Here is a 22053-nt window from a genome sequence, read left to right on the forward strand (position 1 = left end):
CGTGCCCGGAGAGCCCGATGCCCGATACGTTCCGCCTGACGCTGGCCCAGTTGAACCCCGTGATGGGCGACCTGGACGGCAACGCCGCCAAGGCCCGCGCGGCATGGGCGGCGGGCCGGGACGCGGGCGCGCAGATGGTGGCTCTGCCCGAGATGTTCCTGACCGGCTATCAGCCACAGGACCTGGTGCGGAAGCCCGCCTTCGTGGCCCATGCGGCGGAAGTGCTGAACGCGCTGATCGCGGATTGCGCCGACGGCCCCGCCCTCGGGATCGGCGTGCCGCTCTGGCCGGTGGGCTCCGAGAAGCCCTACAACGCCTGGGTGGTGGCCGAAGGCGGCCGCGTGGTGGCCGAAATCGTCAAGCACCACCTGCCCAACTACAAGGTGTTCGACGAGAAGCGCTATTTCGAGAGCGGCGACGTTTCGGGCCCTTATGTCGTCGGCGGCGTCCGCATCGGCACGCCGATCTGCGAGGACGCCTGGTTCGACGACGTGACCGAAACGCTGGCCGAAACCGGGGCCGAGATCCTCGTGGTGCCCAACGGCTCGCCCTATTTCCGCGGCAAGCAGGACGTCCGCTATGCCCACATGGTCGCGCGCACGGTCGAGACGGGGCTGCCGCTCGCCTATCTCAATCTCGTGGGCGGGCAGGACGACCAGATCTTCGACGGGGCGAGCTTCGTGCTGAACCCCCATGGCGTGCTCAGCCACCACCTGCCGAGCTTCGAGGACGCCGTCGTGCATGTCGATTTCGCGCGCGGCGACGACGGTTGGGCTGCGGTGCCCGGCGACCGCGCGTCGCAGCCCGAAGGGGCCGAGGCCGATTACCGTGCGATGGTGCTGGCGGTGCGGGACTACATGGCCAAGGCGGGGTTCTCGAAGGCCCTGCTCGGGCTGTCGGGCGGCGTGGATTCGGCCATCGTCGCGGCCATCGCCGCCGATGCGATCGGGCCCGCCAATCTCCGCTGCGTGATGCTGCCGTCGGAATACACGTCCGAGCATTCGCTCGAGGACGCGCGCGGCGTGGCCGAACGGCTGGGCTGCCGCCTCGACACCGTGCCCATAGCCGCCGGGCGCGCCGCGATCACCGAGACGCTGGCGCCGCTCTTCGAGGGCACCGAACCCGACCTGACCGAAGAGAACATCCAGTCGCGGCTGCGCGGGCTTCTCCTGATGGCGCTGTCGAACAAGTTCGGCGAGATGCTCCTGACGACGGGCAACAAGTCCGAGGTCGCGGTGGGCTACGCCACGATCTACGGCGACATGGCGGGCGGCTATAATCCGGTGAAGGACCTCTGGAAGACCGACCTCTTCGAGATCTGCCGCTGGCGGAACGCGAACTGGGTCGAGGGCTTTCTCGGGCCGAAGGGCGAGGTGATGCCCACCCGCGTCATCGACAAGCCCCCCTCGGCGGAGCTGCGCGACGACCAGAAGGACGAGGATAGCCTGCCGCCCTACCCGGTGCTCGACGACATCCTGCGGCGCCTGATCGACGACGAGGCCTCGGTGGCGGAGGTCGTGGCCGCCGGGCACGACCGCGAGACCGTGACGCATGTCGAGAAGCTGATCTACCTGTCGGAATACAAGCGCTTTCAGTCCGCACCGGGCGCGCGCCTCTCCCAGCGCGCGTTCTGGCTCGACCGGCGCTATCCGATCGTGAACCGCTGGCGCGATCCCGGCTGAGGGCGCCGGGGGCCAGCCCCCGGACCCCCGGCATATTTCGGCCAAGATGAGACCCGTTCACCGGGCCTTAACCACGGGTGTGCCAGCCTCGCTGTGCGGTACAGGCTGGCAAGCCGATGACCGCCCAAGGTGAAGCCCCGCTTCGCCGCGCGTTCCGGCCCGAAGCTTGCATGACCTGCGACGCCCGGGACGCGCGTTCCCATCTTCATCTTGGTGGAAATATGCCGGGGTCCGGGGCAGCGCCCCGGCTCGCTCCACAGGCGGTCCCTCGGCGATTGACGCACGCGGGTGCAACCGGCATCCCTCGAGCATGAGCATCTTCCACTTCGCCTTCAACGTCCGCGATCTCGACATGGCGCGCCGGTTCTACGGCGACCTCCTCGGCTGCGCCGAGGGGCGGTCGACCGACAGCTGGGTCGATTTCGACTTCTTCGGCCACCAGATCAGCCTGCATCTCGGGCCGCCCTTCGAGCATGCCCCGACTGGCCATGTCGGCGAGCACATGGTGCCGATGCCGCATTTCGGCGTCCTGATGCGGATGGACGCATGGAAGGTGTTGGCCGACCGGCTTCGCGCGGCCGAGGTGGAGTTCGTCATCGAGCCGGTGCTGCGCTTTCCCGGCGAGCCCGGCGAGCAGGCGACGATGTTCTTCCTTGACCCATTCGGGAACCCCATCGAGATCAAGGGGATGCGCGACCTCAAATCCGCCTTCGCCACGTGACGCGGATCCTCTTCGCTGCCGCCCCGGCCCGCTGGGCGGAGTACCGCGAGCCTCTGCCCCACGCGCTGGATGCCGTCGGCGTGGCCCACCGGATCGTCACGCTGGAGAACGATCCCGATCCCGCGACGATCGACTGGATCGTCTACGCCCCCAACTCCGCGCTCCAGGATTTCACGCCTTATACGCGGCTCAAGGGGGTGCTGAACCTCTGGGCGGGGGTCGAGGATGTCGAGGGCAACCCCACGCTCCGGGCGCCGCTTGCGCGGATGGTCGAGGATGGGCTGACGCGGGGCATGGTCGAATGGGTGACGGGCCATGTGCTGCGCCACCACCTCGGGATGGACGCGCATATTTCCAATCCGGATCGCATCTGGACCGCGACGCCGCCACCGCTGGCGCGGGACAGGCCCGTCGCGATGCTCGGGATGGGCGAACTCGGGACGGCCTGCGCCACGGCGCTGACGACGCTGGGCTTTCCGGTGACGGGATGGTCGCGCGGGCCGAAAACCGTGCCCGGCGTACGCTCGGTGACGGGGCCGGACGGCTTGGCGGATGCCCTGGGCGGCGCTAAAATCGTCGTGCTGCTGACGCCCCTGACCCGATCCACGGCCAACCTGATCGACGCTGCGGCCCTTGCCGCCATGCGGCCAGGTTCCGTCCTCCTGAACCCCGGCCGGGGCGGACTGGTCGAGGACGACGCTCTGCTGGCGGCGCTGTCGGACGGGCACCTGGCCCATGCGACGCTGGACACGTTCCGGACCGAACCGCTTCCCGACGATCACCCGTTCTGGTCGCACCCGAAGATCACTGTGACGCCGCATATCGCCTCGGCCACGCGGCCCGACGGCGCCGCCCGCGTCATCGCCGAAAACATCCGTCGGGGCGAGGCGGGCGAGCCGCTCCTGCACCTCGTCGATCGGTCCGAGGCGCTCGCCTGAGCGCGCTTGCACCCGGTCCCCGTTCCGGGCCACCCCTGTCGGCATGACCCATCGCCTGACCGATCTCGCCCGGAGCCTGCCCGCCTCCGTCCCCTTCGTCGGCCCCGAGACGCAGGAGCGGCAGCGGGGCGCGCCCTTCGCCGCCCGGCTCGGCGCAAACGAGAGCCCGTTCGGCCCCTCGCCCCGCGCCGTCGCAGCGATGGCGGATGCCGCGGCCGACGGCTGGATGTACGGCGATCCCGAATATCATGACCTGCGCCACGCGTTGGCCGCGCATCACGGGATCCCGCCCGAGGCGGTCGTCGCGGGCGAGGGAATCGACGGGCTCTTGGGCTATCTCGTGCGGCTCCTGGTGGCACCGGGCGACGCGGTGGTGACCTCGGCCGGGGCCTATCCGACCTTCAACTACCACGTCGCGGGCTTCGGCGGGGTGCTGCACGCGGTGCCCTACGCGGGCGACCACGAGGACCCGGACGCGCTTCTGGCGCGGGCGCGTGAGACGGATGCGCGGCTGATCTACCTCGCCAATCCCGACAACCCGATGGGCAGCTGGCATGACGCCGCCCGCATCGCTGCGCTCATCGACGCGATGCCCGATGGCACGCTCCTTTGTCTCGACGAGGCCTATGCCGACCTCGCCCCGCCCGAGGCGATTCCGCCGCTCGACCCCGGCGATGCGCGCGTGATCCGGATGCGGACCTTCTCGAAGGCGCACGGGCTGGCGGGGCTGCGCGTGGGCTATGCGATCGGACATCCCGAACTGATCGCGGCCTTTGACCGGGTGCGGAACCATTTCGGCCTGAACCGGGTGGCGCAGGCAGGCGCGCTGGCCGCCCTGGCCGATCCCGACTGGCTGGCCGAGGTGCAGGCGCGGGTGGCGCAGTCGCGCGACCGGCTGGCGGCGATCGCGACCGAGCATGGGCTGTATCCACTGGCCTCGGCGACCAATTTCGTGACGATGGATTGCGGTGGCGACGGCGATCTGGCGCGGCGCGTGATGACGGCCCTCCTCGATGAAGGGATCTTCGTGCGGATGCCGGGCGTGGCCCCGCTCGACCGCTGCATCCGCGTCTCCTGCGGGACGGCGGCGGACATGGACGCGTTCGGCGCCGCCCTGCCGCGCGCGCTGCGATCCGCGCGATCGTGAGGTGTCGCGGGCGAAAGCCGCGCTAGTCTTGTCGCGTCGAGGTTACGCGAATCACCCGGAGGCCCGGATCATGGACAACGAACCGATCGGTCAGGTCGAGGATTACACCAACGCCTTTCTCGGCGCGCTCTATCTCGTGCTCGTCGCGGGGTTGGTGCTGATCTGGGGCGTCTGGGGGTATGTCGTGGCGCTGGCGCTCTGCGTGGCAATCCACCGCGTGATCGAGATCGTCGGGACCCGCCGCGCGCGCGCCGAAGCCGAATGGGACGCGCGCGTCGCCGCCTGCATCGCACGCGCCCGCCGCTGAGGCGACGGCGTCAGGGCGTCAGGCGCGACTTCCAGGTCAGGTCTTCCAGCGTATCATGGGCCAAGTCGTCGATCGTCGGGCCCGCGGGCACGAATTCGGCGACGGGCATGACCTCGACGGCCGATGTCGCGGGTGGCCGAGTTTCCGAATAATGCGAGATCCGCTCGGATCCGCGGATGATCGAGATCAGAATCGGCGTCCAGAGCAGGCCCATGGCGGCGCAGCCCAGCAGGAAATAGCCCGACGGGCCGAGGATGTATTGTTTCAGCTTGGTCATGCCGGACCCCTCCGTACGGCCTCCGGAACGGGCCGCTGGGGGGATATGGCAGGCAAATGAGGCCAGAATTCGGCGCTTGCCTCTTCAGCGCCCCGCAATGGCCCGCGCCGCCGCCGCCAACCCGTCGCCGCCATGGGGCACATCCAGCGCCACCAGCGCGGCCTGGATCGCGCCCAGCGTGCCCATCATCGAATGGGCCGACAGATGGCCCATATGCCCCACACGGAAGAAGCCGTCGGCCTCGGGGCTGTCGCGCGGCGCCATGCCGAGGCCTATGCCCAGCGTCACGCCGACCTGGTGCTCGGCCCAGTCGCGCAGGCGCGTCCCGTGATCGGGCAGGCGCACCGCCGTCACCGCGTTCGAGCGGTCTGCGGGGTTACGGACGTTCAGCTCCAGACCGCCCGGCGCCTCCCAGGTGTCGAAGGCCGCATGCAGGGCGCCGGCCAGCACCGCGTGACGGGCCCAGACGTTCTCGATCCCTTCTTCGTGGACGATCATGTCGAGCGCTTCGCGCAAGCCGTAGAGGTGATGCGTCGGACCGGTGCCGTAGAAGTAGCGGAAGTAGTAGTCGGGGTTCGTACGCGGCCGCCAATCCCAGTAGCCCGTGACGCAATCGGCCCGTTCGCGCGCGCGGTCGGCGCGGTCGTTGTAGAAAACGAACGCCATGCCCGCGGGCGTCATCAGGCCCTTCTGGCAGCCCGCGATCATCACGTCGGCGCCCCACTCGTCCATCTCGAACCGGTCGCAGCCGAGCGAGGCCATGCAATCGGCCTGAAGAAGTGCCGGGTGGCCCGCCGCGTCCATCTCGGCGCGGATGGCCGCGATGTCGGAGCGGACGCTGGACGAGGTGTCGACATGCACCGCGAGGACCGACCGGATCTCGTGGTTGGTGTCGTCGCGCAGGCGCTGGCCGATGGCGGCGGCGTCCATCGCGGTCCGGTTGCCGAAATCGAGATACTCGACGCGCAGGCCCAGATCCTCGGCGATCTCGCCCCAGCCGTCGGCGAAGGTTCCGGTGCGCGGGATCAGCACGAGGTCGCCGCGCGCGTGGGTGTTGGCGAGGCACGCCTCCCAGACGGCGTGGCCGTTGCCGATATAGATCGTGGCGGCATGTTCGGTGCGCGCGACGGCCTTGAGGTCCGGGATCAGCGAATGGGTCAGGTCCACCAGCGGGCCGGTATAGATATTCGGGCTGGGCCGGTGCATCGCGCGCAGCACCCGTTCGGGGATGATCGACGGGCCTGGAATGGCAAGTGTCCGGGGGCCGTGGGCCAGGCTCGGGGCGGTGGGGGTGTCGTCGCGCATCGGGGCCTCCGGGTGGTCTCGGGTCCGGGCTACGCCCCGCGCGAGCGGCGGTCAATCGGAGGGCTTGCCGCGGCCGCGCGATGCGCCCATGTCGAAGGCATGACACGCTCCGTCCTCCGCATCTCCGGGCCCGACCGCGAGACATTCCTCCACGGCCTCATCACCCGCGACGTGCCCGACACGGGGCTCGGCTACGCGGCCCTTCTGACGCCGCAGGGCAAATATCTCGCTGATTTCCTGACGTTTCGCGACGCTGACGCGTTTTATCTCGATGTGGCCGCGGACCTCGCCGCGGGGCTGGCGCAGCGACTGGCCATGTACCGGCTGCGCGCCAAGGTCGAGATCGCGGTATCGGACCTAGTGCCCACGCGCCATGCCACCGAGGTGCCGGGTGCCATGGCGGACCCCCGCCCCGGCATGGGCTGGCACAGCTATGACGGCACGCCCGGCGACGACACCGATTGGGACGCGCGCCGGGTCGAGCATATGGTGCCCGAGACCGGCATCGAACTGATCCCGAATGAGACGTTCATCCTGGAAATGGGCTTCGAGCGGCTGGGCGGCGTCGATTTCCGCAAGGGCTGCTATGTCGGGCAGGAGATCGTGGCCCGGATGAAGCACAAGACCGAGTTGCGCAAAGGGCTGGCGCGGATCGCCGGGACGGATCTCGTGCAGGGCGCCGAGATCACGGCGGCCGGCAAGGCGGCGGGCACGGTCCACACCGTGTCGGGTGACCGCGCGCTGGCCTATCTGCGCTTCGACCGGGTCGATGGGATGGAGGCGGGCGGCGTCCCGGTAACGCTGGACGCGCGTTGAACGGCGGCAAGGCGGGAGTTCTGTATGGCTCAATCATTTGATCGCCTCGTGGAACGGCAAATCCAGAAGGCTTTGGCGGAGGGCAAGCTTCGCGGCCTCGATGGCGAAGGAAAGCCGCTACCCGACCGCTCCGGCGAAGCTCTTTCAGACATGGCATCAGCAGTAGCCGTTCGCATCATGGCCGAAGCAGGCGCACTCCCTGAAGAGTTCAAGATCAAGAAGCTGCTGGACTCGGCGAAGCAGAGCTACAGGGCAGCCGACGGCGAAGACGGAAAACGCGTCGCGATGGCGCTGATCGCTGACCTTCAGCAACGTTACAATATCGCGGTCGAGGCGAGACGCAGGTTCATGGGGAAAGACTGAGGCAGCTATACATCTGCCCTGCGGCATTCGACACCACGAGAGCACACCGGGCATATGACGCTCTCCCGCGAACGTCGCGAAGGCTACGCCGCCCGTTCGCGCCCATCTCGACCCAGAGTGAGGCGCCGAAGGGGACCGATCCATTTGCCCCTCGCCCGCCGACTCCTTACCTAGGAGCGGACACCAGACACGAGGCCCCCATGACCCTGATCCGCGATGCCAACGCCACGCCCGGCGGCGACCCCTTGGGCGATCTTCCCGAGTGGAATCTCGACGACCTCTATACCGGGGAGGACGCGCCGGAGCTCGTGCGCGACCTCGAGTGGCTGGAGCGTGAATGCGCAGCCTACGCGGCGGCGTACGAGGGCAAGCTGGCCGGGCTGGATGCAGAAGGCATCCTCGAGGCGATCCGCCGCAACGAGCGGATCGACGAGGTCGCGGGCCGGATCATGTCCTATGCTGGCCTGCGCTACTACCAAGAGACCACGAATGGCGACCGCGCCAAGTTCATGTCCGACATGGAGGGCCGCGTCACCGAGATGACAACGCCGCTGGTGTTCTTCTCGCTGGAGTTCAACCGCGTCGCGGACGCGACTTACGAAGGCTGGATGGCCGCGAATGCCGATCTGGCGCGCTACCGCCCCGCGCTCGACCGATTGCGCGCGATGAAGCCGCACCAGCTCTCGGACGAGCTCGAGCGGTTCCTGCACGACACCTCGGTCGTGGGCGCGAGCGCGTGGAACAAGCTCTTCGACGAGACGATCGCCGGGCTGACCTTCCCGGTGGGCGACGAGGAGTTGGGCATCGAGGCCACGCTGAACCTGCTGACTGACGCCGACCGCGACCGCCGCGAGGCCGGTGCTCGCGCGCTGGCCGAGGTCTTTGGACGCAACGTCCGCACCTTCGCCCGCGTCCACAACACGCTGGCCAAGGAAAAGGCGATCACTGACCGCTGGCGCAAGCTGCCGACGCCGCAATCGGCGCGCCATATCTCGAACCACGTCGAGCCCGAGGTGGTCGAGGCGCTGCGAAACGCCGTCGTCGCCGCCTACCCGCGACTGTCGCACCGCTACTACAAGCTGAAGGCCAAGTGGCTGGGGCTGGAGACGCTGCAGGTCTGGGACCGGAACGCGCCGCTGCCGATGGAGGAGACGCGCACGATCGGCTGGGACGAGGCGCGGATGACCGTGATGGATGCCTATGCCGGCTTCGCGCCCGAGATGGCCGAGATCGCCAAGCCCTTCTTCACCGACGGCTGGATCGATGCTGCCGTGAAGCCCGGAAAGGCGCCGGGCGCCTTCGCGCACCCGACTGTGACGACGGTGCATCCCTACGTGATGCTGAACTACCTGGGCAAACCGCGCGACGTGATGACCCTGGCTCACGAGTTGGGCCATGGCGTCCACCAGGTGCTGGCCGCCCCGCAGGGCGAGATGCTGTCGAACACGCCCCTGACCCTGGCCGAGACGGCGAGCGTCTTCGGCGAGATGCTGACCTTCCGCGCGATGCTCGACGGCGCCGAGACCGACGCCCAGCGCAAGGTCATGCTGGCCGGCAAGGTCGAGGACATGATCAACACCGTCGTCCGCCAGATCGCGTTCTACGATTTCGAGTGCAAGCTGCACGCCGCCCGCGCCGAGGGCGAGCTGACGCCCGAGGATATCGACGCGCTCTGGATGTCGGTGCAGGCCGAAAGCCTCGGGCCGGTCTTCGAGTTCATGGAGGGCTACGAGCACTTCTGGGCCTACATCCCGCATTTCGTGCACTCGCCCTTCTACGTCTACGCCTATGCCTTCGGGGACGGGCTGGTGAACGCACTCTATGCCGCCTACGAGGAGGCGCCGGACGGCTTCCAGGAGAAGTATTTCGACATGCTGCGCGCCGGTGGCACCAAGCATCACACCGAACTCCTGGCGCCCTTCGGCCTCGATGCCAGCGATCCGGCCTTCTGGGACAAGGGTCTTTCGATGATCGAGGGCTTCATCGACCAGCTCGAGGCGATGGAGGCCTGAGGCCCCCGGCGCGGAAGGGATGACGATGCAACTCTGGGTGGGTCTGGGAAATCCGGGTGGGAAATACGCGGGCAACCGGCACAATATCGGTTTCATGGCGCTGGACCGGATCGCGTCCGATCACGGGGCGACCCCGTGGCGGTCGAAGTTCCAGGGCGAGATCGCGGAGGTCCGGTTCGGGTCGGACAAGGTGTGGCTCCTGAAGCCCGCGACCTTCATGAACCTGAGCGGCCAATCGGTGGGCGAGGCGATGCGCTTTCACAAGCTGACGCCTGCGGATGTCACCGTCTTCCACGACGAGCTGGATCTCGCGCCCGGACGGCTGAAGCTGAAGACCGGCGGCGGCCATGCGGGGCATAACGGGTTGCGTTCGATGCACCAGCACATCGGGCCGGATTACGGCCGCGTGCGGCTGGGGATCGGGCATCCGGGGCACAAGGACCGGGTCGCGGGCTACGTGCTGTCGGATTTCGCCAAGGCCGAGGGCGACATGCTGGACGACCTCCTGCGCGGCATCGCGGACGGGGCGCCGAAGCTCGCCGCGGGCGACGGGTCGGGCTTCATGAACGCCGTGGCGCAGCGGACCGCGCCGCCGCGTTCGTCCAAGCGCGCGCCGCCCGATGCCCCTGCGGCGAAGCCCGCCGCCAATCCCGAACCCGCGCCCCCGCCCGAGCGCCCGTTGTCGCCGCTCCAACGGCTCGCCGCGCGGTTCAAGTGAAGCTGGTCCGGGCGTTCCATGCCCAGGCCGCCGCCTGCGCGACGCTGGGCTCGCCGTTCATGGCCCGTCTCATGACGCTGCTGGCCGACCGGCTGGAGCCCGATCACGGCGCGGTGGCGCGGCGTCTCTTCGAGTGGCCGGGCGACGTGACACCCGCCGGGGCGTCGCTGCCGCTGCGGTTGGCGGGCGGGCTGCACGCATTGCGGCTGGGCGGCGATGCGGGGCTCGCGGCGGTCTATCCGCCCGCGAACGCGTTGGATGACGCGCTCTGGGACGCGGTGTCGGCGGCGATGACGCGCGAGGCGCCGTTTCTCCTCGACTGGGTCCGGCGCGCGCCGCAGACCAACGAGATCCGGCGCGCGGCGGTGTTTCGCGCGGCGGGGCATTGGCTCACCGCACGCTACGGCCTGCCGCTGGAGCTGGCGGAACTTGGCGCCTCGGCAGGGCTGAACCTCCATTGGGACGCCTACGCGCTGCTGGTCGGCGACACGACCTTCGGGCCGAAGGACTCCGTCCTGACGCTCGCGCCCGACTGGACCGGCGTCATGCCGCCGGCGAACGCGCCGCGCATCGCCGCCCGGCGCGGCAACGACCTTGCGCCGCTTTCGCCCATCGGCGACCGGATGCGCCTTCTGGCCTATCTCTGGCCCGACCAGCCGGGCCGCCTCGCCATGACCGAGGCCGCGCTAGCGCTGCCACCCGCGCCGGTCGATGCGGCGGATGCGGCGGATTGGCTGGACGCGCTATCGCCCCAACTCCCCGGCACCTGCCGGATGATCTGCCATTCGGTCGCGTGGCAGTACTTCCCCGACGACGTGCAGGCCCGCGCCCGTGCCACCATTGCGGACCTCGGGGCCGCCACCACAACGGACCGGCCCCTCGCCCACCTGGAGATGGAGACCGACGGCGCGACGCCGGGTGCCCGGCTGACGCTGACCACCTGGCCCGGCGGGACGGTTCACGATGCAGGCCGCGCGGATTTCCATGGACGCTGGATCGACTGGCGGCTGACGTAGCGGTGCGCTCGACGCGACGGCCGTGCGCGTGCTTAGGACACCGGCGGGAGGACCGGGATTGATGTGGATCAGACGGATTGCGCTGGCGGCACTGGCCATGCTGGTGCTGGCAGGCGGTGCGGCGCTCTGGAAGCGCGAAGAGATCGGGCGGCTGATGGCGGTCAACAGCCTCTTCGCGCCCGACCGGATCGTGTCAAATTTCTCCAACATGGATGCGGCGTTCCTCAGCACGCCGGTGAGCACCGGGCCCGGCACGCCCCTGCCCCGCGGGCTGGAGGTGGCGCTGCCCGAAGGGGCCGAGGACTGGATCGCGGACCGCGCGGTGACCGGACTTGTCGTCCTGCACGACGGCGCCATCACCCATGAAAGCTATTATCTGGGCACCACGGAAGACGACCTGCGGATCAGCTGGTCGGTCGCCAAGTCCTTCCTGTCGCTGCTGACCGGTATTCTGGTCGAGGAGGGCGCGCTGTCGCTGGCCGACCCGGTGACCCGACACGCGCCCAGGCTGGTCGGGACTGCCTATGATGGCGCCACGGTCGAGGATGTCCTCCAGATGGAATCCGGCGTGACCTTCGACGAGGACTATTTCGACCGCGACAGCGACATCAACCGGATGGGTCGCACGGTGGCGCTGGGCGGCGCGCTCGACGACTTCACCGCCGCCTTGACCGAGACGAACCGCACGCCGGGGGGCGAGATGCGCTACGTCTCGATCGACACGCACGTCATCGGGATGGTCCTGCGTGGGGCCACCGGCCGCAGCATTCCCGATCTTCTGGACGAGCATTTGATGGGTCCGCTCGGGATCGGCGCGTCCTACTTCGTGACCGATGGCGCGGGCGTGGCCTTCGTGCTCGGCGGGCTCAACATGACGACGCGCGACTATGCCAAGATGGGCGCCATGGTCGAACGGGGCGGGCGCGTCGGCGACGTGCAGGTCGTGCCCGAGGCATGGATCGACGCGTCGACGGTGCCCTCAGCCAATACCGCGCCGGGCGGGATGCAATACGGCTACCAGTGGTGGATGCCCCGCGACGCGCGTCCGGGCGAGATCTTGGCGCAGGGGGTCTATGGACAGTTCGTCTATATCGACCGCCTCCGCGATGTCGTGATCGCGGTCAACGGCGCCGATCTGGGCTTCCGGGGCGAAGGCGTGTCCGCAGGCAATATCGAGATGTTCCGTCGCATCGCCGCCGCGCAGGGGTGACGCGGGCGCCCGCGGGGCTAAGCTCTCGGGCGAGGAGGACGCCTGCCATGACCGAAGATCGACCCGGACAGGTGCCGTCGCGCAATGTCGATGGCGGCCCCTTGGCCACCTGTTCGACCAATCCGGTCACGGGGTTCTTTCGGGACGGCTGCTGCAACACCGGGCCGCTGGACACCGGCCAACACACAGTCTGTGCCGTGGTCACGGCCGAGTTCCTCGCCCATTCCAAGTATCTCGGGAACGATCTCAGCACGCCGCGCCCCGAATACGGCTTCGCGGGGCTGAAGCCCGGGGATCGATGGTGCCTCTGCGCCGCGCGGTTCCTGCAGGCCCACGAAGAAGACGTAGCCCCGCAGGTCGACCTCGCCGCGACCCATGAGCGTGCGCTGGATATCGTGCCCGAAGCCGTGCTTCGGCGCTACGCGGCGCGGTAGCCGGCGGGACACGTCGCGCGCCCCGCCCCTCGTCTCAACCGTTGCGGCCGTTGCCGTTGCCGTTGCCGCCGCCGTTGCCGTTGCCGCCGCCATTGCCGCCGTCGTTTCCGCCACCATTGCCGCGGCCGTTTCCGCCGCCGCGCGCAGCGTTGCCTTCACGCTCCGAGCGGGCGGTTTCGCGGTCCGCACGCCGCTCCGCATTGCGCAGATGTTGCTCCAGCGCGTTCTCGATGCCCTTGAGACCCGGATGCGACGCCGCGGTCTCGCCGTCCTCGCCCTCGACCGTCGTCCGGCCGCTCAGCTTGTCATGGACGATCAGCAGCGATTCCGTGCCCCGCGTCAGCCGATACTCGGTCGAGGCGATCCGATCGCGGATGCTGACCTCCTCGTAGCCCTCCTCGGCGGCGATCTCGACGACCTCCTCGCGGATGTCGGCGTCCTGCGCCTGCGCGACCGGGGCCAGAGCCGTGGCGGCAAGGGCAGCCAGCGCAAATCTGATGGGGTGGCGTGTCATCTCGGAATCTCCCGTTTTTCGATTTCGCCGAAATTGATCCGCGTTCTGGACAAAATCATGGCCATTCGATGTCGGGCGCCAAGAACCGGCCGCACGGGTCGGCGCACCGCGAACGCTCAGGCGCGGTCTTCCATCATGTCCTCGACGAAGAGGCCGAGAAGCTGGGTGCGGCTGGACACGCCCGCCTTGCGGTAGACCGCCGCGCTCTGCGCCTTGATCGTGCCTTCGGACGTGCCCCGGAGACGGGCAATGTCGCCGAGCCCCTGTCCCTTGAGCGAAAACAGCGCCACGTCGCGCTCCGCCGGGGTCAGCCCCCAGGCGTCGAATCGCTCCTCCACCAGGTCCATGAAGGCCGAGGACGCCGCGTGCAGCCGACGCTCGGCCTCGCGGCGGCGCCGGTCCGCCTGCCGGATCGCCAGCGCGCCGAGGACCGAGCCAAGAAGCAGGCCGAGCGCGGCGCCGATCTCGATCAGCTCGCGCAGCCCCCAGGCCAGCGGCACCGTCCGCAAGCCCAGCACGCCGACCAGGATATCGTAAACGAACACGATCGCGCAGACAGCCTGCACGGCCACCAGCAGCGCCAGAGCCAGCCCGCGCGTCTTCATGCGACGCAGGTGTTCCCGTCGTCGCGATCACTCATCGTTGTCGCCACCGCCGCCCGAGCCGGAGCCGGAATTGCTGCTGCCCGAGCCCGAGTTGCCGCTGCCGCCGTCATCATCGTCGTCGTCATCGTTGTCGTCGTCGTCATCATCGCGATCGTCGCGGTCATCCCTGCCGCGCCCCCGTCCGCGATCCCGGCGGTCGTCGTCGCTGTCGTCATCGGCGCGGGCGTAATCGCGCAGCACCTCGCCCGTGCGCGGATTGAAGACGATCTCGCGGCGCTGTCCGTTGCCCCGCGCCTCGATGCGGACCCGCCCCAGAAGCGTGCGGCTGACCTCGATCCGGTCGAAGCCCTCGGCCTGCAACCGGCCGATCATGCCTGACGCCGTCTGCGCCTGCGCAGCCACGCCGAACGACAGGGCCCCGACGAGAAGCCCTGCCCGAAGAAGCCGCGAACACATACGTATCATCTCCTGCCCTCTTCGCGGGATGGAGGCGGGCGCGCCGCCCCCATCCCCGTTCCTAGTCCCGATCCGGACGCGGATCAGTCGTCGTCGCTGTCATCGTCGTCGTCATCATCATCGTCGTCATCATCGTCATCGTCATCGTCATCATCATCATCGTCATCTTCGTCGTCGTCGTCATCATCGTCGTCATCGAAATCGTCGTCATCGAGGAAGTCCTCGTCGCGGCGGTCGATCTCGATCCCCTCGCGCCCCAGATACTCGTCCTCGGCGGCCTCCATCTCCTGCTTGAGGATCTCGCCGCTCTCGTTGTCGTAGATGACCTCGAGCTTCATGTCGCCGTCGACGGCTTCAACCTTCGTCTGGGTCGGACCGTTCTTGATCTCGATATACTCGAACCCCTGCCCTTCGAGGTCGGCGATGATCTGCTCGTTGAAGGTCTGGGCCGAGGCGGGCAGGCCAAACATCAGACCGATGATACCGGCCAGCGAGGTGGGTTTGATGAACATGTCGCGCTCCTGCGTCTGGTTGCAATGGAGCGAGGGTCGGCCGGCGATCCCGATCTGGCCATTCGACGGCGGTTTAGGCCCGCAATGCAGGACCTTGGTCACATGCGCATAACCCGTGGATTAGAGGACGTCGCCCATGTCCCAGCCCAGGGCGCGGGCCACGGTGAAGATATCCTTGTCGCCCCGGCCGCACATGTTCATGCAGATCAGGTGATCGGCCGGCAGGTCGGGGGCGATCTTCATGACGTGGGCCAGCGCGTGGCTGGGCTCGAGCGCGGGGATGATCCCTTCCATCTCGCAGCAGAGCTGGAACGCCTCCAGCGCCTCGACATCGGTGATCGAGACGTATTCCGCCCGGCCGATGTCGTGCAGCCATGAATGCTCGGGGCCGATGCCCGGATAGTCGAGGCCCGCGCTGATCGAGTGACCCTCGAGGATCTGACCGTCGTCGTCCTGCAGCAGATAGGTCCGGTTGCCGTGGAGCACGCCAGGCCGCCCGCCGGTCAGGGACGCGCAATGCTCCATCCGGTCGTTGACGCCCTTGCCGCCGGCCTCGACCCCGATGATCGCGACCTCCTTGTCGTCGAGGAACGGGAAGAACAGGCCCATCGCGTTCGACCCGCCGCCGATGGCCGCGATGATCGTGTCGGGCAGACGGCCCTCGGCGGCCATCATCTGCTCGCGGGCTTCCTTGCCGATGATCGCCTGGAAGTCGCGGACCATGGCCGGATAGGGGTGCGGACCGGCGACGGTACCGATGCAGTAGAACGTATCGCCCACGTTGGTCACCCAGTCGCGCAGCGCGTCGTTCATCGCGTCCTTGAGCGTGCCGCGACCGGAGGTGACGGGAATGACCTCGGCGCCCAGCAGCTTCATGCGGAAGACATTGGGGCTTTGGCGCTCGACGTCGTGGGCCCCCATGTAGACGACGCATTTCAGACCGAACTTGGCGCAGACCGTCGCGGTGGCCACGCCATGCTGGCCCGCGCCCGTTTCGGCGATGATGCGGGTCTTGCCCATGCGCCGGGCGAGGATGATCTGGCCCAGCACGTTGTTGATCTTGTGCGCGCCGGTGTGATTCAGCTCGTCGCGCTTGAGGTAAATCTTCGCGCCGCCCAACCGCTCGGTCAGACGCTCGGCGAAGTAGAGCGGAGAGGGACGGCCGACATAGTGGGTCCAGAGATCCTGCATCTCGGCCCAGAAACTGTCGTCGGTCTTGGCGAATTCGTATTGCCGCTCGAGCTCGAGGATCAGCGGCATCAGCGTCTCGGAGACGAACCGTCCGCCGAAATCGCCGAACCGTCCGTTCTCGTCGGGACCGGTCATGAAGCTGTTGAGACGATCGTCGGGCATGGTCGCTCCCCCATCTGCGCGACGCACCGTCTAGCGAGGGCACGGGCGCGCGGCAACGGGCGAAGCGTCGCGCCGGGTTCCCTAGCGTCACCCGACATGCCGAGTGCACATAGGTAGATGTCGGGCGACGTAATGTGACGATCCTCCTCTTCGGCGCGGTTATGGCGCCGGCCGGCCGCTTCGCCCTGATCGCCTCTCCCGGCCTCGTCCTCACGGTCCCCGCCCCGGCCCGGACCATCGCCGCCATGTTGCGCGCCCCCTTGCGGATCGGGCGCATTTCCCCTAACCCACGCGCGTCATCCGACAGCGCGATCCAAGGCGCGGCTTCCGGCCGCATCCCACGCGCTTTCATCCGACCAACCCGTTTCGCCGAAGGCGGACATCAACCTAGACCGGCGGAGACAACCGCGCGGCCAGCAACAACCAGATAGGACACCATCAGCCACATGGCTCAGAACGCATCCATGGAGGAATTCGAGGCCCTCCTTAACGAAAGCCTCGAAATCGACACGCCGACCGAAGGGTCGGTGGTCAAGGGCAAGGTCATCGCGATCGAAGCGGGCCAGGCCATCATCGACGTCGGCTACAAGATGGAAGGCCGCGTCGACCTCAAGGAATTCGCCCAGCCCGGCGAAGCCCCCGAAATCGAAGTCGGCGACGAGGTGGAAGTCTACCTCCGCAATGTCGAGAATTCGCGCGGCGAAGCCGTCATCTCCCACGAGATGGCCCGCCGCGAAGCCGCCTGGGACCGCCTCGAAGCGGCCTACGGCAAGGAAGAGCGCGTCGAGGGCGCGATCTTCGGTCGCGTCAAGGGCGGCTTCACGGTCGATCTCGGCGGTGCCGTGGCGTTCCTGCCCGGCTCCCAGGTCGACGTGCGCCCCGTGCGCGACGCCGGCCCCCTGATGGGCCTCAAGCAGCCGTTCCAGATCCTCAAGATGGATCGCCGTCGCGGCAACATCGTGGTCTCGCGCCGCGCCATCCTCGAGGAAAGCCGCGCCGAGCAGCGCGCCGAGGTCATCGGCAACCTGGCCGAGGGTCAGACTGTCGAGGGCGTGGTCAAGAACATCACCGAATACGGTGCGTTCGTTGATCTCGGCGGCGTCGACGGCCTGCTGCATGTCACCGACATGGCCTGGCGCCGGGTCAACGACCCGCGCGAGATCCTGTCGATCGGCGAGACGGTCAAGGTGCAGGTCATCAAGATCAACAAGGAAACCCATCGCATCAGCCTCGGCATGAAGCAGCTGCAGGACGATCCGTGGGATACCGTGATCGCGAAGTACCCGCTCGATTCGACCCATACGGGCCGCGTCACGAACATCACCGACTACGGTGCGTTCGTGGAGCTGGAGCCGGGCGTCGAGGGACTCGTGCACGTCTCCGAGATGTCCTGGACCAAGAAGAACGTCCATCCGGGCAAGATCGTGTCCACCTCGCAAGAGGTCGAGGTCATGGTTCTCGAGATCGACACCGCCAAGCGCCGCGTGTCGCTCGGCCTCAAGCAGACGATGCGCAACCCGTGGGAGGTCTTTGCCGAGACCCATCCCGAGGGCACGGCCGTCGAGGGCGAGGTCAAGAACATCACCGAGTTCGGCCTGTTCATCGGCCTGCCCGGCGATATCGACGGCATGGTCCACCTCAGCGACCTGACCTGGGAAGGTCGCGGCGAGGACGTCATCGGCGACTATCGCAAGGGCGACATCGTCCAGGCGGTCGTGTCCGAGGTCGATACCGACAAGGAGCGTATCAGCCTTTCGATCAAGGCGGCCGGGGGCGACCCCTATGCCGAGGCGATCGGCGGCGTGAAGCGCGGCTCGATCATCACCGTCGAGGTGACCAAGATCGAGGATGGCGGCATCGAGGTGGAATACGAGGGCATGAAGTCCTTCATCCGCCGCTCGGATCTGGCCCGCGATCGTGCCGATCAGCGTCCCGAGCGCTTCGGCGTCGGCGACAAGATCGACGTCCGCGTGACCAACGTGAACTCGAAGGAGCGTCGTCTGGGTCTCTCGATCAAGGCGCGCGAGATCGCCGAAGAGAAGGAAGCCGTTGAGCAGTTCGGGTCGTCCGACTCGGGCGCGTCGCTCGGCGACATCCTCGGCGCGGCGCTCAAGTCCGACGACTGATCGCGGGCGCAGCTTGCGTCATATCACTTCGAAGGGGCCCCTCGCGGGCCCCTTCTTCGTTTCGCCCGAACCTTGGGTTACGGCGTTTTCGCCCGAACGCCATGCGGCATGGCCGCATAACGGCGTGTCGAAAGACGTATCCCAAATGGGCCCGACCCATACCATATGTTGATCGTTCCGTGAAAACATGGTTATTTCACACGGAGTTCGCGCCTGCCCCCTTTCGGTATCCCGCGACTTTTGCGATACACAGCGACGTAGCCGCCTGAACGTGGGACAGGCGGGCGGTGGGGGAACACCAGTATGATACGCTCCGAATTGATCCAGAAGGTCTCCGACGAGAATCCGCATCTCTACCAGCGCGATGTCGAGAAGATCGTCTCGACCATCTTCGACGAGATCACGTCCGCGCTGGCCGATGGGGACCGGGTTGAACTGCGCGGCTTCGGCGCCTTTTCCGTCAAGGAACGCGATGCGCGCATCGGGCGGAACCCGCGCACCGGTGAATCCGTCAATGTCGATCGCAAGCATGTGCCGTTCTTCAAGGCGGGCAAGCTGTTGCGCGACCGGCTGAACAACCGCGCCTGATCGCCTTCATCTGGACAGCACCGCGCGGCAGGGCTAGGTCCGGAGCATGAGCTTTCTGCGCTATCTCTTCCTCGGGCTCCTCGCCTTCCTGCTCCTCGTGCTGGCGCTGGCCAATCGCGGTGCGGTGACGCTGCGCCTGCTGCCCGAGGGCCTGAGCGACTATGTCGGCGCCGGGGCCGGGATCACGCTGCCGCTCTTCGTCGTCATCTTCGCGGCCATCGCGGTCGGCCTGCTGATCGGGTTCGTCTGGGAATGGCTGCGCGAGCACAAGCACCGCGCCGAGGCCCGGTCCGAGCGTGCGCAGAAGGAACGGCTCGAGCGCGAGCTGGCCAAGACCCGTGCGACCACGGAGCAGGACGAGGTTCTCGCCCTGCTCGACACCCCCCGCTGAGACCGAATCCATGCTGCGCGTGACACGTCGCACCGGCGGCGTGCGCGCCAAGATCTGCGGCCTGCGGACGACGGCCGACGTGACCGCGACCGCGGACGCCGGTGCGGCCTATATGGGCCTCGTGTTCTTCCCCAAGTCCCCGCGCAACGTCGATCCCGCCACGGCGCGCGACCTGGCACTTGCCGCGCCACCCGGACTCGCCAAGGTCGCGCTGGTGGTCGATCCCGAGGACGCTCTGCTGGACGCGCTGGAGGCAGTCCCGCTCGACATGATCCAGCTTCATGGACGCGAGACGCCCGAACGGGTCGCGGCGATCCGAACCCGGACCGGCCTGCCGGTGATGAAAGCCGTGGGCGTGCGCGATGCGGGCGACCTCGCGGCACTCGACACCTACGCGCATGTCGCCGACCAGCTCCTCGTCGACGCCAAGCCGCCCGAGGGCGCGGTGCTCCCCGGCGGCAACGGCATCGGCTTTGACCGGAACCTGATCGCGGGGCGGAACTGGACCCTGCCCTGGATGCTGGCCGGGGGCCTGACGCCCGAAAACGTGGCCGAAGCGGTGCGCCTGACGGGCGCGCGACAGGTCGACGTGTCGTCGGGGGTCGAATCGGCGCCGGGCGTCAAGGACGCGGCGAAGATCGCAGCCTTCTGCGCGGCCCTAGCGGATTAAGGTGCGGGCGAAGAACGCGTCCACCGCCGCCTGTGTCCGCTCGGCCGAGGCCGCGACATAGCCCATCTCCGCATTGCCCTCGCCCTGGTCGGGATTGGTGAAGGCGTGGCCGGTCTGCCCGAAGCAGAGCGCGTGCCAGTCGGGCGAATGCGACTCCAGCTCCTCGGCCATGGCACCGAAATCGGCGGGCGTCGCCAGCGGATCGTTCCAACCGTGGCACAGGAGCACCGGCGGCATCGTCCGGGTCTCGGTCGGCGGCCGGTCGTAGATGCCGTGGAGCGAGACGGCCGCATCCAGATGCCCTGACCGCGAGAGGTCGAGCACGGCCTTCGCCCCGAAGCAGAAGCCCACGGCGCCGACCGGGCGGCCTTCGGAGATCAGGTCCAGCGCCGCCTCGGTCCGGCGGAGAAGCGCGGGCCGGTCGGTATTGAGGCGCTGCATCGCCTGCGACGCCTCGTTCATGTCGGCGGCCGTCCAGCCGTCGCCGTAGTAATCGACGCCCAGCACGTCGTAACCCATGGCAGCGAAGCGATCCGCCTGCGCCATCTCGAAGTCGCGCAGCCCCGCGAAGGCGGGCATCACCAGAAGGGCCGCGCCATTGGGCGAGTCGGGCCGCGCGCGGTAGCCGCGCATCGTGGCGCCATCGGCAGCGTAGTCGATCCGGTCACCCATCCTCGTGATCCTCCAGCAAATCAGGCTCCAGCCCCTCGATCGCGGCGACCGCGCTGCCCGCGATCCCCTTCACGTCGCCATACATGCCCAGCATCGCGGCCATCGCCTTCTCGAGCTGCTTCTCGCGGGCGGCCCATTGACCGGTCATGTGTTTCTTCTCGCGCAGGAGCGCCTGCTGCATCGCCTCGAACGGCTCGACCACGGCCTCCATCCGGCCCCGGAACTGCGGGCCGGTCAGGTAGTCGTAGAGCATCTCGGTCTTGGTCGCCTGCCCCTCGCGTGCGCCGCGGGCCTCGGCCACGCGGGTCATCCCGTCGCGCAGCACGTGGGCCAGCGGCACGGCATAGCGCGGCGCGGCGATCCAGACCCCGTCGACATGGGCGAAGGTGTCGATCCCGTCGGGCCGCATCTCGGAGACGAGGACACAGAGATCGGCCCCCGCGCTGCGCATGTCGTCGCGCAGCTTGGGAAGCCAGTCCTTCGACCAGGCGGCCGTGCGCTTTGATTCCCACAGGATCGTCCCGGCCCCGCCGACGCGCAGGATGCAATCGGCACCGCGGATTCCCTTGGGAACCGGCTCGACCGCATCGGTGGGGAACGCGCGCGCGAGCTGGTCTTCCAGCACCAGTTCCGCCGCTTCGCCCTGTCGCTGCTGCGAGCCCTGCTCGACCTTCTTGGTCAGCACGTCGATCTGGCGCCGGAGCGCGTCCATCTGGGTGTCCTTCTCGGCGATCTTCAGGGTCGCCGCCTCCTGCGCCTCTCGGAGCCGGTCCTCGGCCATCGCCTTGGCCTGCGCATCCAGCTTTGCGCGTGCGGCCTGCGTGGCGGCGGCCACCTGCTTCTGGATGGTGAGGTCCATCTCGCGCGCACGCTCGTCCAGCTCGGTCTCGCGGGCCAGCGCGCGGGCCTGCGCCTTCTGCGCCTCCGCCAACTTCTCGCCCTGCGCGGCCGCCCGTTCGGTGGCGGCCTTGGCCTCGGCGCGGGCAGCGTCGAGCGCTTCGGCCTGCGCGGCCTGCGCGGCCTCGCGCGCGGCAACCTCGATCTCCGCCTTCTGGGCCTCGAGCGCGGCGGCCTGCCGGTCGGCGGCGTCGCGTCTTGTCTGCGCCAGAAGCGGCCCGGCCAGCGATTCGGTCAACTTGATGGTGCCGCCGCAATCGGGGCAGGAAATCTCGGGGTCGGTCATGGCGTCACGCTGCCTGTTGGCGGCGGCGCCTTCAAGC

Annotated in this window: 25 protein-coding genes; 16 read left to right on the top strand and 9 right to left on the bottom strand. The window is 68.3% G+C overall.

Annotated elements, in window-relative coordinates; genetic code table 11:
* Nucleotides 1-17: 17 nt before the first annotated feature.
* From Q0833_RS11575 to Q0833_RS11595, 5 genes are all read left to right on the top strand, one after another.
* Nucleotides 18-1682 carry an NAD+ synthase gene (locus tag Q0833_RS11575; RefSeq protein ID WP_298434374.1) on the top strand — a complete coding sequence of 555 codons (1665 nt, stop codon included), beginning with the start codon at nt 18-20 and terminating at the stop codon, nt 1680-1682.
* A gap of 310 nt (nt 1683-1992) precedes the next feature.
* Nucleotides 1993-2403, top strand: a complete 411-nt coding sequence (locus Q0833_RS11580) for a VOC family protein (protein WP_298434377.1) — start codon at nt 1993-1995, stop codon at nt 2401-2403.
* Nucleotides 2400-3341 (top strand): glyoxylate/hydroxypyruvate reductase A, encoded by a 942-nt coding sequence (locus tag Q0833_RS11585; RefSeq protein WP_298434379.1) that lies wholly within the window; start codon nt 2400-2402, stop codon nt 3339-3341. Before Q0833_RS11580 ends, Q0833_RS11585 begins: the two co-directional genes overlap by 4 nt.
* A gap of 43 nt (nt 3342-3384) precedes the next feature.
* Nucleotides 3385-4488, top strand: a complete 1104-nt coding sequence (locus Q0833_RS11590) for a pyridoxal phosphate-dependent aminotransferase (protein WP_298434382.1) — start codon at nt 3385-3387, stop codon at nt 4486-4488.
* A 70-nt stretch (nt 4489-4558) separates the two neighbouring features.
* A complete protein-coding gene (locus Q0833_RS11595) occupies nt 4559-4795 on the top strand; it encodes a hypothetical protein (RefSeq protein WP_298434385.1) in 237 nt (78 codons plus the stop codon).
* 10 nt (nt 4796-4805) lie between these two features.
* On the opposite strand, the gene Q0833_RS11600 is transcribed toward Q0833_RS11595, so the two are convergent.
* Together Q0833_RS11600 and Q0833_RS11605 are read right to left on the bottom strand one after the other, a co-directional pair.
* Nucleotides 4806-5072 (bottom strand): hypothetical protein, encoded by a 267-nt coding sequence (locus Q0833_RS11600; RefSeq protein ID WP_298434388.1) that lies wholly within the window; start codon nt 5070-5072, stop codon nt 4806-4808.
* A gap of 84 nt (nt 5073-5156) precedes the next feature.
* A complete protein-coding gene (locus Q0833_RS11605) occupies nt 5157-6377 on the bottom strand; it encodes an aminotransferase class V-fold PLP-dependent enzyme (RefSeq protein WP_298434391.1) in 1221 nt (406 codons plus the stop codon).
* Nucleotides 6378-6476: 99 nt separating this feature from the next.
* Between Q0833_RS11605 and Q0833_RS11610 the strand changes: the two genes are divergently transcribed.
* The 7 genes from Q0833_RS11610 (at nt 6477) to Q0833_RS11640 (ending at nt 12946) form a co-directional block, all read left to right on the top strand.
* Nucleotides 6477-7193, top strand: coding sequence for a folate-binding protein (locus Q0833_RS11610; RefSeq protein ID WP_298434394.1), 717 nt, complete (start codon nt 6477-6479; stop codon nt 7191-7193).
* A gap of 24 nt (nt 7194-7217) precedes the next feature.
* Nucleotides 7218-7556, top strand: coding sequence for a DUF1992 domain-containing protein (locus Q0833_RS11615; RefSeq protein ID WP_298434397.1), 339 nt, complete (start codon nt 7218-7220; stop codon nt 7554-7556).
* 200 nt (nt 7557-7756) lie between these two features.
* Nucleotides 7757-9568, top strand: coding sequence for a M3 family oligoendopeptidase (locus Q0833_RS11620; protein WP_298434400.1), 1812 nt, complete (start codon nt 7757-7759; stop codon nt 9566-9568).
* 25 nt (nt 9569-9593) lie between these two features.
* Entirely contained in the window at nt 9594-10286 is a 693-nt protein-coding gene (gene pth, locus Q0833_RS11625; RefSeq protein ID WP_298434403.1) for an aminoacyl-tRNA hydrolase, read from the top strand.
* Nucleotides 10283-11302 carry a DUF2332 family protein gene (locus Q0833_RS11630; protein WP_298434406.1) on the top strand — a complete coding sequence of 340 codons (1020 nt, stop codon included), beginning with the start codon at nt 10283-10285 and terminating at the stop codon, nt 11300-11302. Before pth ends, Q0833_RS11630 begins: the two co-directional genes overlap by 4 nt.
* Before the next feature lie 61 nt (nt 11303-11363).
* On the top strand, nt 11364-12512 hold the full coding sequence (locus Q0833_RS11635) for a serine hydrolase (protein ID WP_298434410.1): 1149 nt from the start codon (nt 11364-11366) through the stop codon (nt 12510-12512).
* Nucleotides 12513-12559: 47 nt separating this feature from the next.
* The gene (locus tag Q0833_RS11640) at nt 12560-12946 is read left to right on the top strand and encodes a DUF2237 domain-containing protein (protein WP_298434413.1); all 387 of its coding nucleotides are present in this window, start codon (nt 12560-12562) and stop codon (nt 12944-12946) included.
* Nucleotides 12947-12980: 34 nt separating this feature from the next.
* Here Q0833_RS11640 and Q0833_RS11645 read toward each other — a convergent pair whose 3' ends face one another.
* The 5 genes from Q0833_RS11645 to trpB all read right to left on the bottom strand — a co-directional run bounded on the left by Q0833_RS11645 (nt 12981) and on the right by trpB (nt 16386).
* Complete coding sequence (locus Q0833_RS11645) at nt 12981-13460, bottom strand: hypothetical protein (protein WP_298434416.1); 480 nt, start codon at nt 13458-13460, stop codon at nt 12981-12983.
* A gap of 116 nt (nt 13461-13576) precedes the next feature.
* Nucleotides 13577-14065: a helix-turn-helix transcriptional regulator gene (locus Q0833_RS11650; protein ID WP_298434419.1), complete on the bottom strand. Its 489-nt coding sequence runs from the start codon at nt 14063-14065 to the stop codon at nt 13577-13579.
* 27 nt (nt 14066-14092) lie between these two features.
* Nucleotides 14093-14521, bottom strand: a complete 429-nt coding sequence (locus Q0833_RS11655; protein ID WP_298434422.1) for a hypothetical protein — start codon at nt 14519-14521, stop codon at nt 14093-14095.
* 83 nt (nt 14522-14604) lie between these two features.
* Nucleotides 14605-15033, bottom strand: a complete 429-nt coding sequence (locus Q0833_RS11660) for a PepSY domain-containing protein (protein ID WP_298434425.1) — start codon at nt 15031-15033, stop codon at nt 14605-14607.
* 120 nt (nt 15034-15153) lie between these two features.
* Nucleotides 15154-16386, bottom strand: coding sequence for a tryptophan synthase subunit beta (gene trpB / locus Q0833_RS11665; RefSeq protein WP_298434428.1), 1233 nt, complete (start codon nt 16384-16386; stop codon nt 15154-15156).
* Between the two features lie 446 nt (nt 16387-16832).
* On the opposite strand from trpB, the gene rpsA reads away from it, so the two are divergent.
* From rpsA to Q0833_RS11685, 4 genes are all read left to right on the top strand, one after another.
* Nucleotides 16833-18512 carry a 30S ribosomal protein S1 gene (rpsA, locus tag Q0833_RS11670; RefSeq protein WP_298434431.1) on the top strand — a complete coding sequence of 560 codons (1680 nt, stop codon included), beginning with the start codon at nt 16833-16835 and terminating at the stop codon, nt 18510-18512.
* A 303-nt stretch (nt 18513-18815) separates the two neighbouring features.
* A complete protein-coding gene (gene ihfB / locus Q0833_RS11675; RefSeq protein WP_298434434.1) occupies nt 18816-19100 on the top strand; it encodes an integration host factor subunit beta in 285 nt (94 codons plus the stop codon).
* A 46-nt stretch (nt 19101-19146) separates the two neighbouring features.
* Nucleotides 19147-19491 carry a LapA family protein gene (locus Q0833_RS11680; protein ID WP_298434437.1) on the top strand — a complete coding sequence of 115 codons (345 nt, stop codon included), beginning with the start codon at nt 19147-19149 and terminating at the stop codon, nt 19489-19491.
* Between the two features lie 19 nt (nt 19492-19510).
* Entirely contained in the window at nt 19511-20161 is a 651-nt protein-coding gene (locus Q0833_RS11685; protein ID WP_298434440.1) for a phosphoribosylanthranilate isomerase, read from the top strand.
* Here the strand turns inward: Q0833_RS11685 and Q0833_RS11690 are convergent.
* Nucleotides 20150-20833 (bottom strand): dienelactone hydrolase family protein, encoded by a 684-nt coding sequence (locus Q0833_RS11690; protein ID WP_298434443.1) that lies wholly within the window; start codon nt 20831-20833, stop codon nt 20150-20152. The two genes, Q0833_RS11685 and Q0833_RS11690, sit on opposite strands and share 12 nt — an antisense overlap.
* Complete coding sequence (locus Q0833_RS11695) at nt 20826-22016, bottom strand: DUF2130 domain-containing protein (RefSeq protein WP_298434450.1); 1191 nt, start codon at nt 22014-22016, stop codon at nt 20826-20828. Before Q0833_RS11695 ends, Q0833_RS11690 begins: the two co-directional genes overlap by 8 nt.
* Nucleotides 22017-22053 lie beyond the last annotated feature (37 nt).

It is taken from the genome of uncultured Jannaschia sp., from assembly GCF_947503795.1.
Classification (GTDB): domain Bacteria; phylum Pseudomonadota; class Alphaproteobacteria; order Rhodobacterales; family Rhodobacteraceae; genus Jannaschia.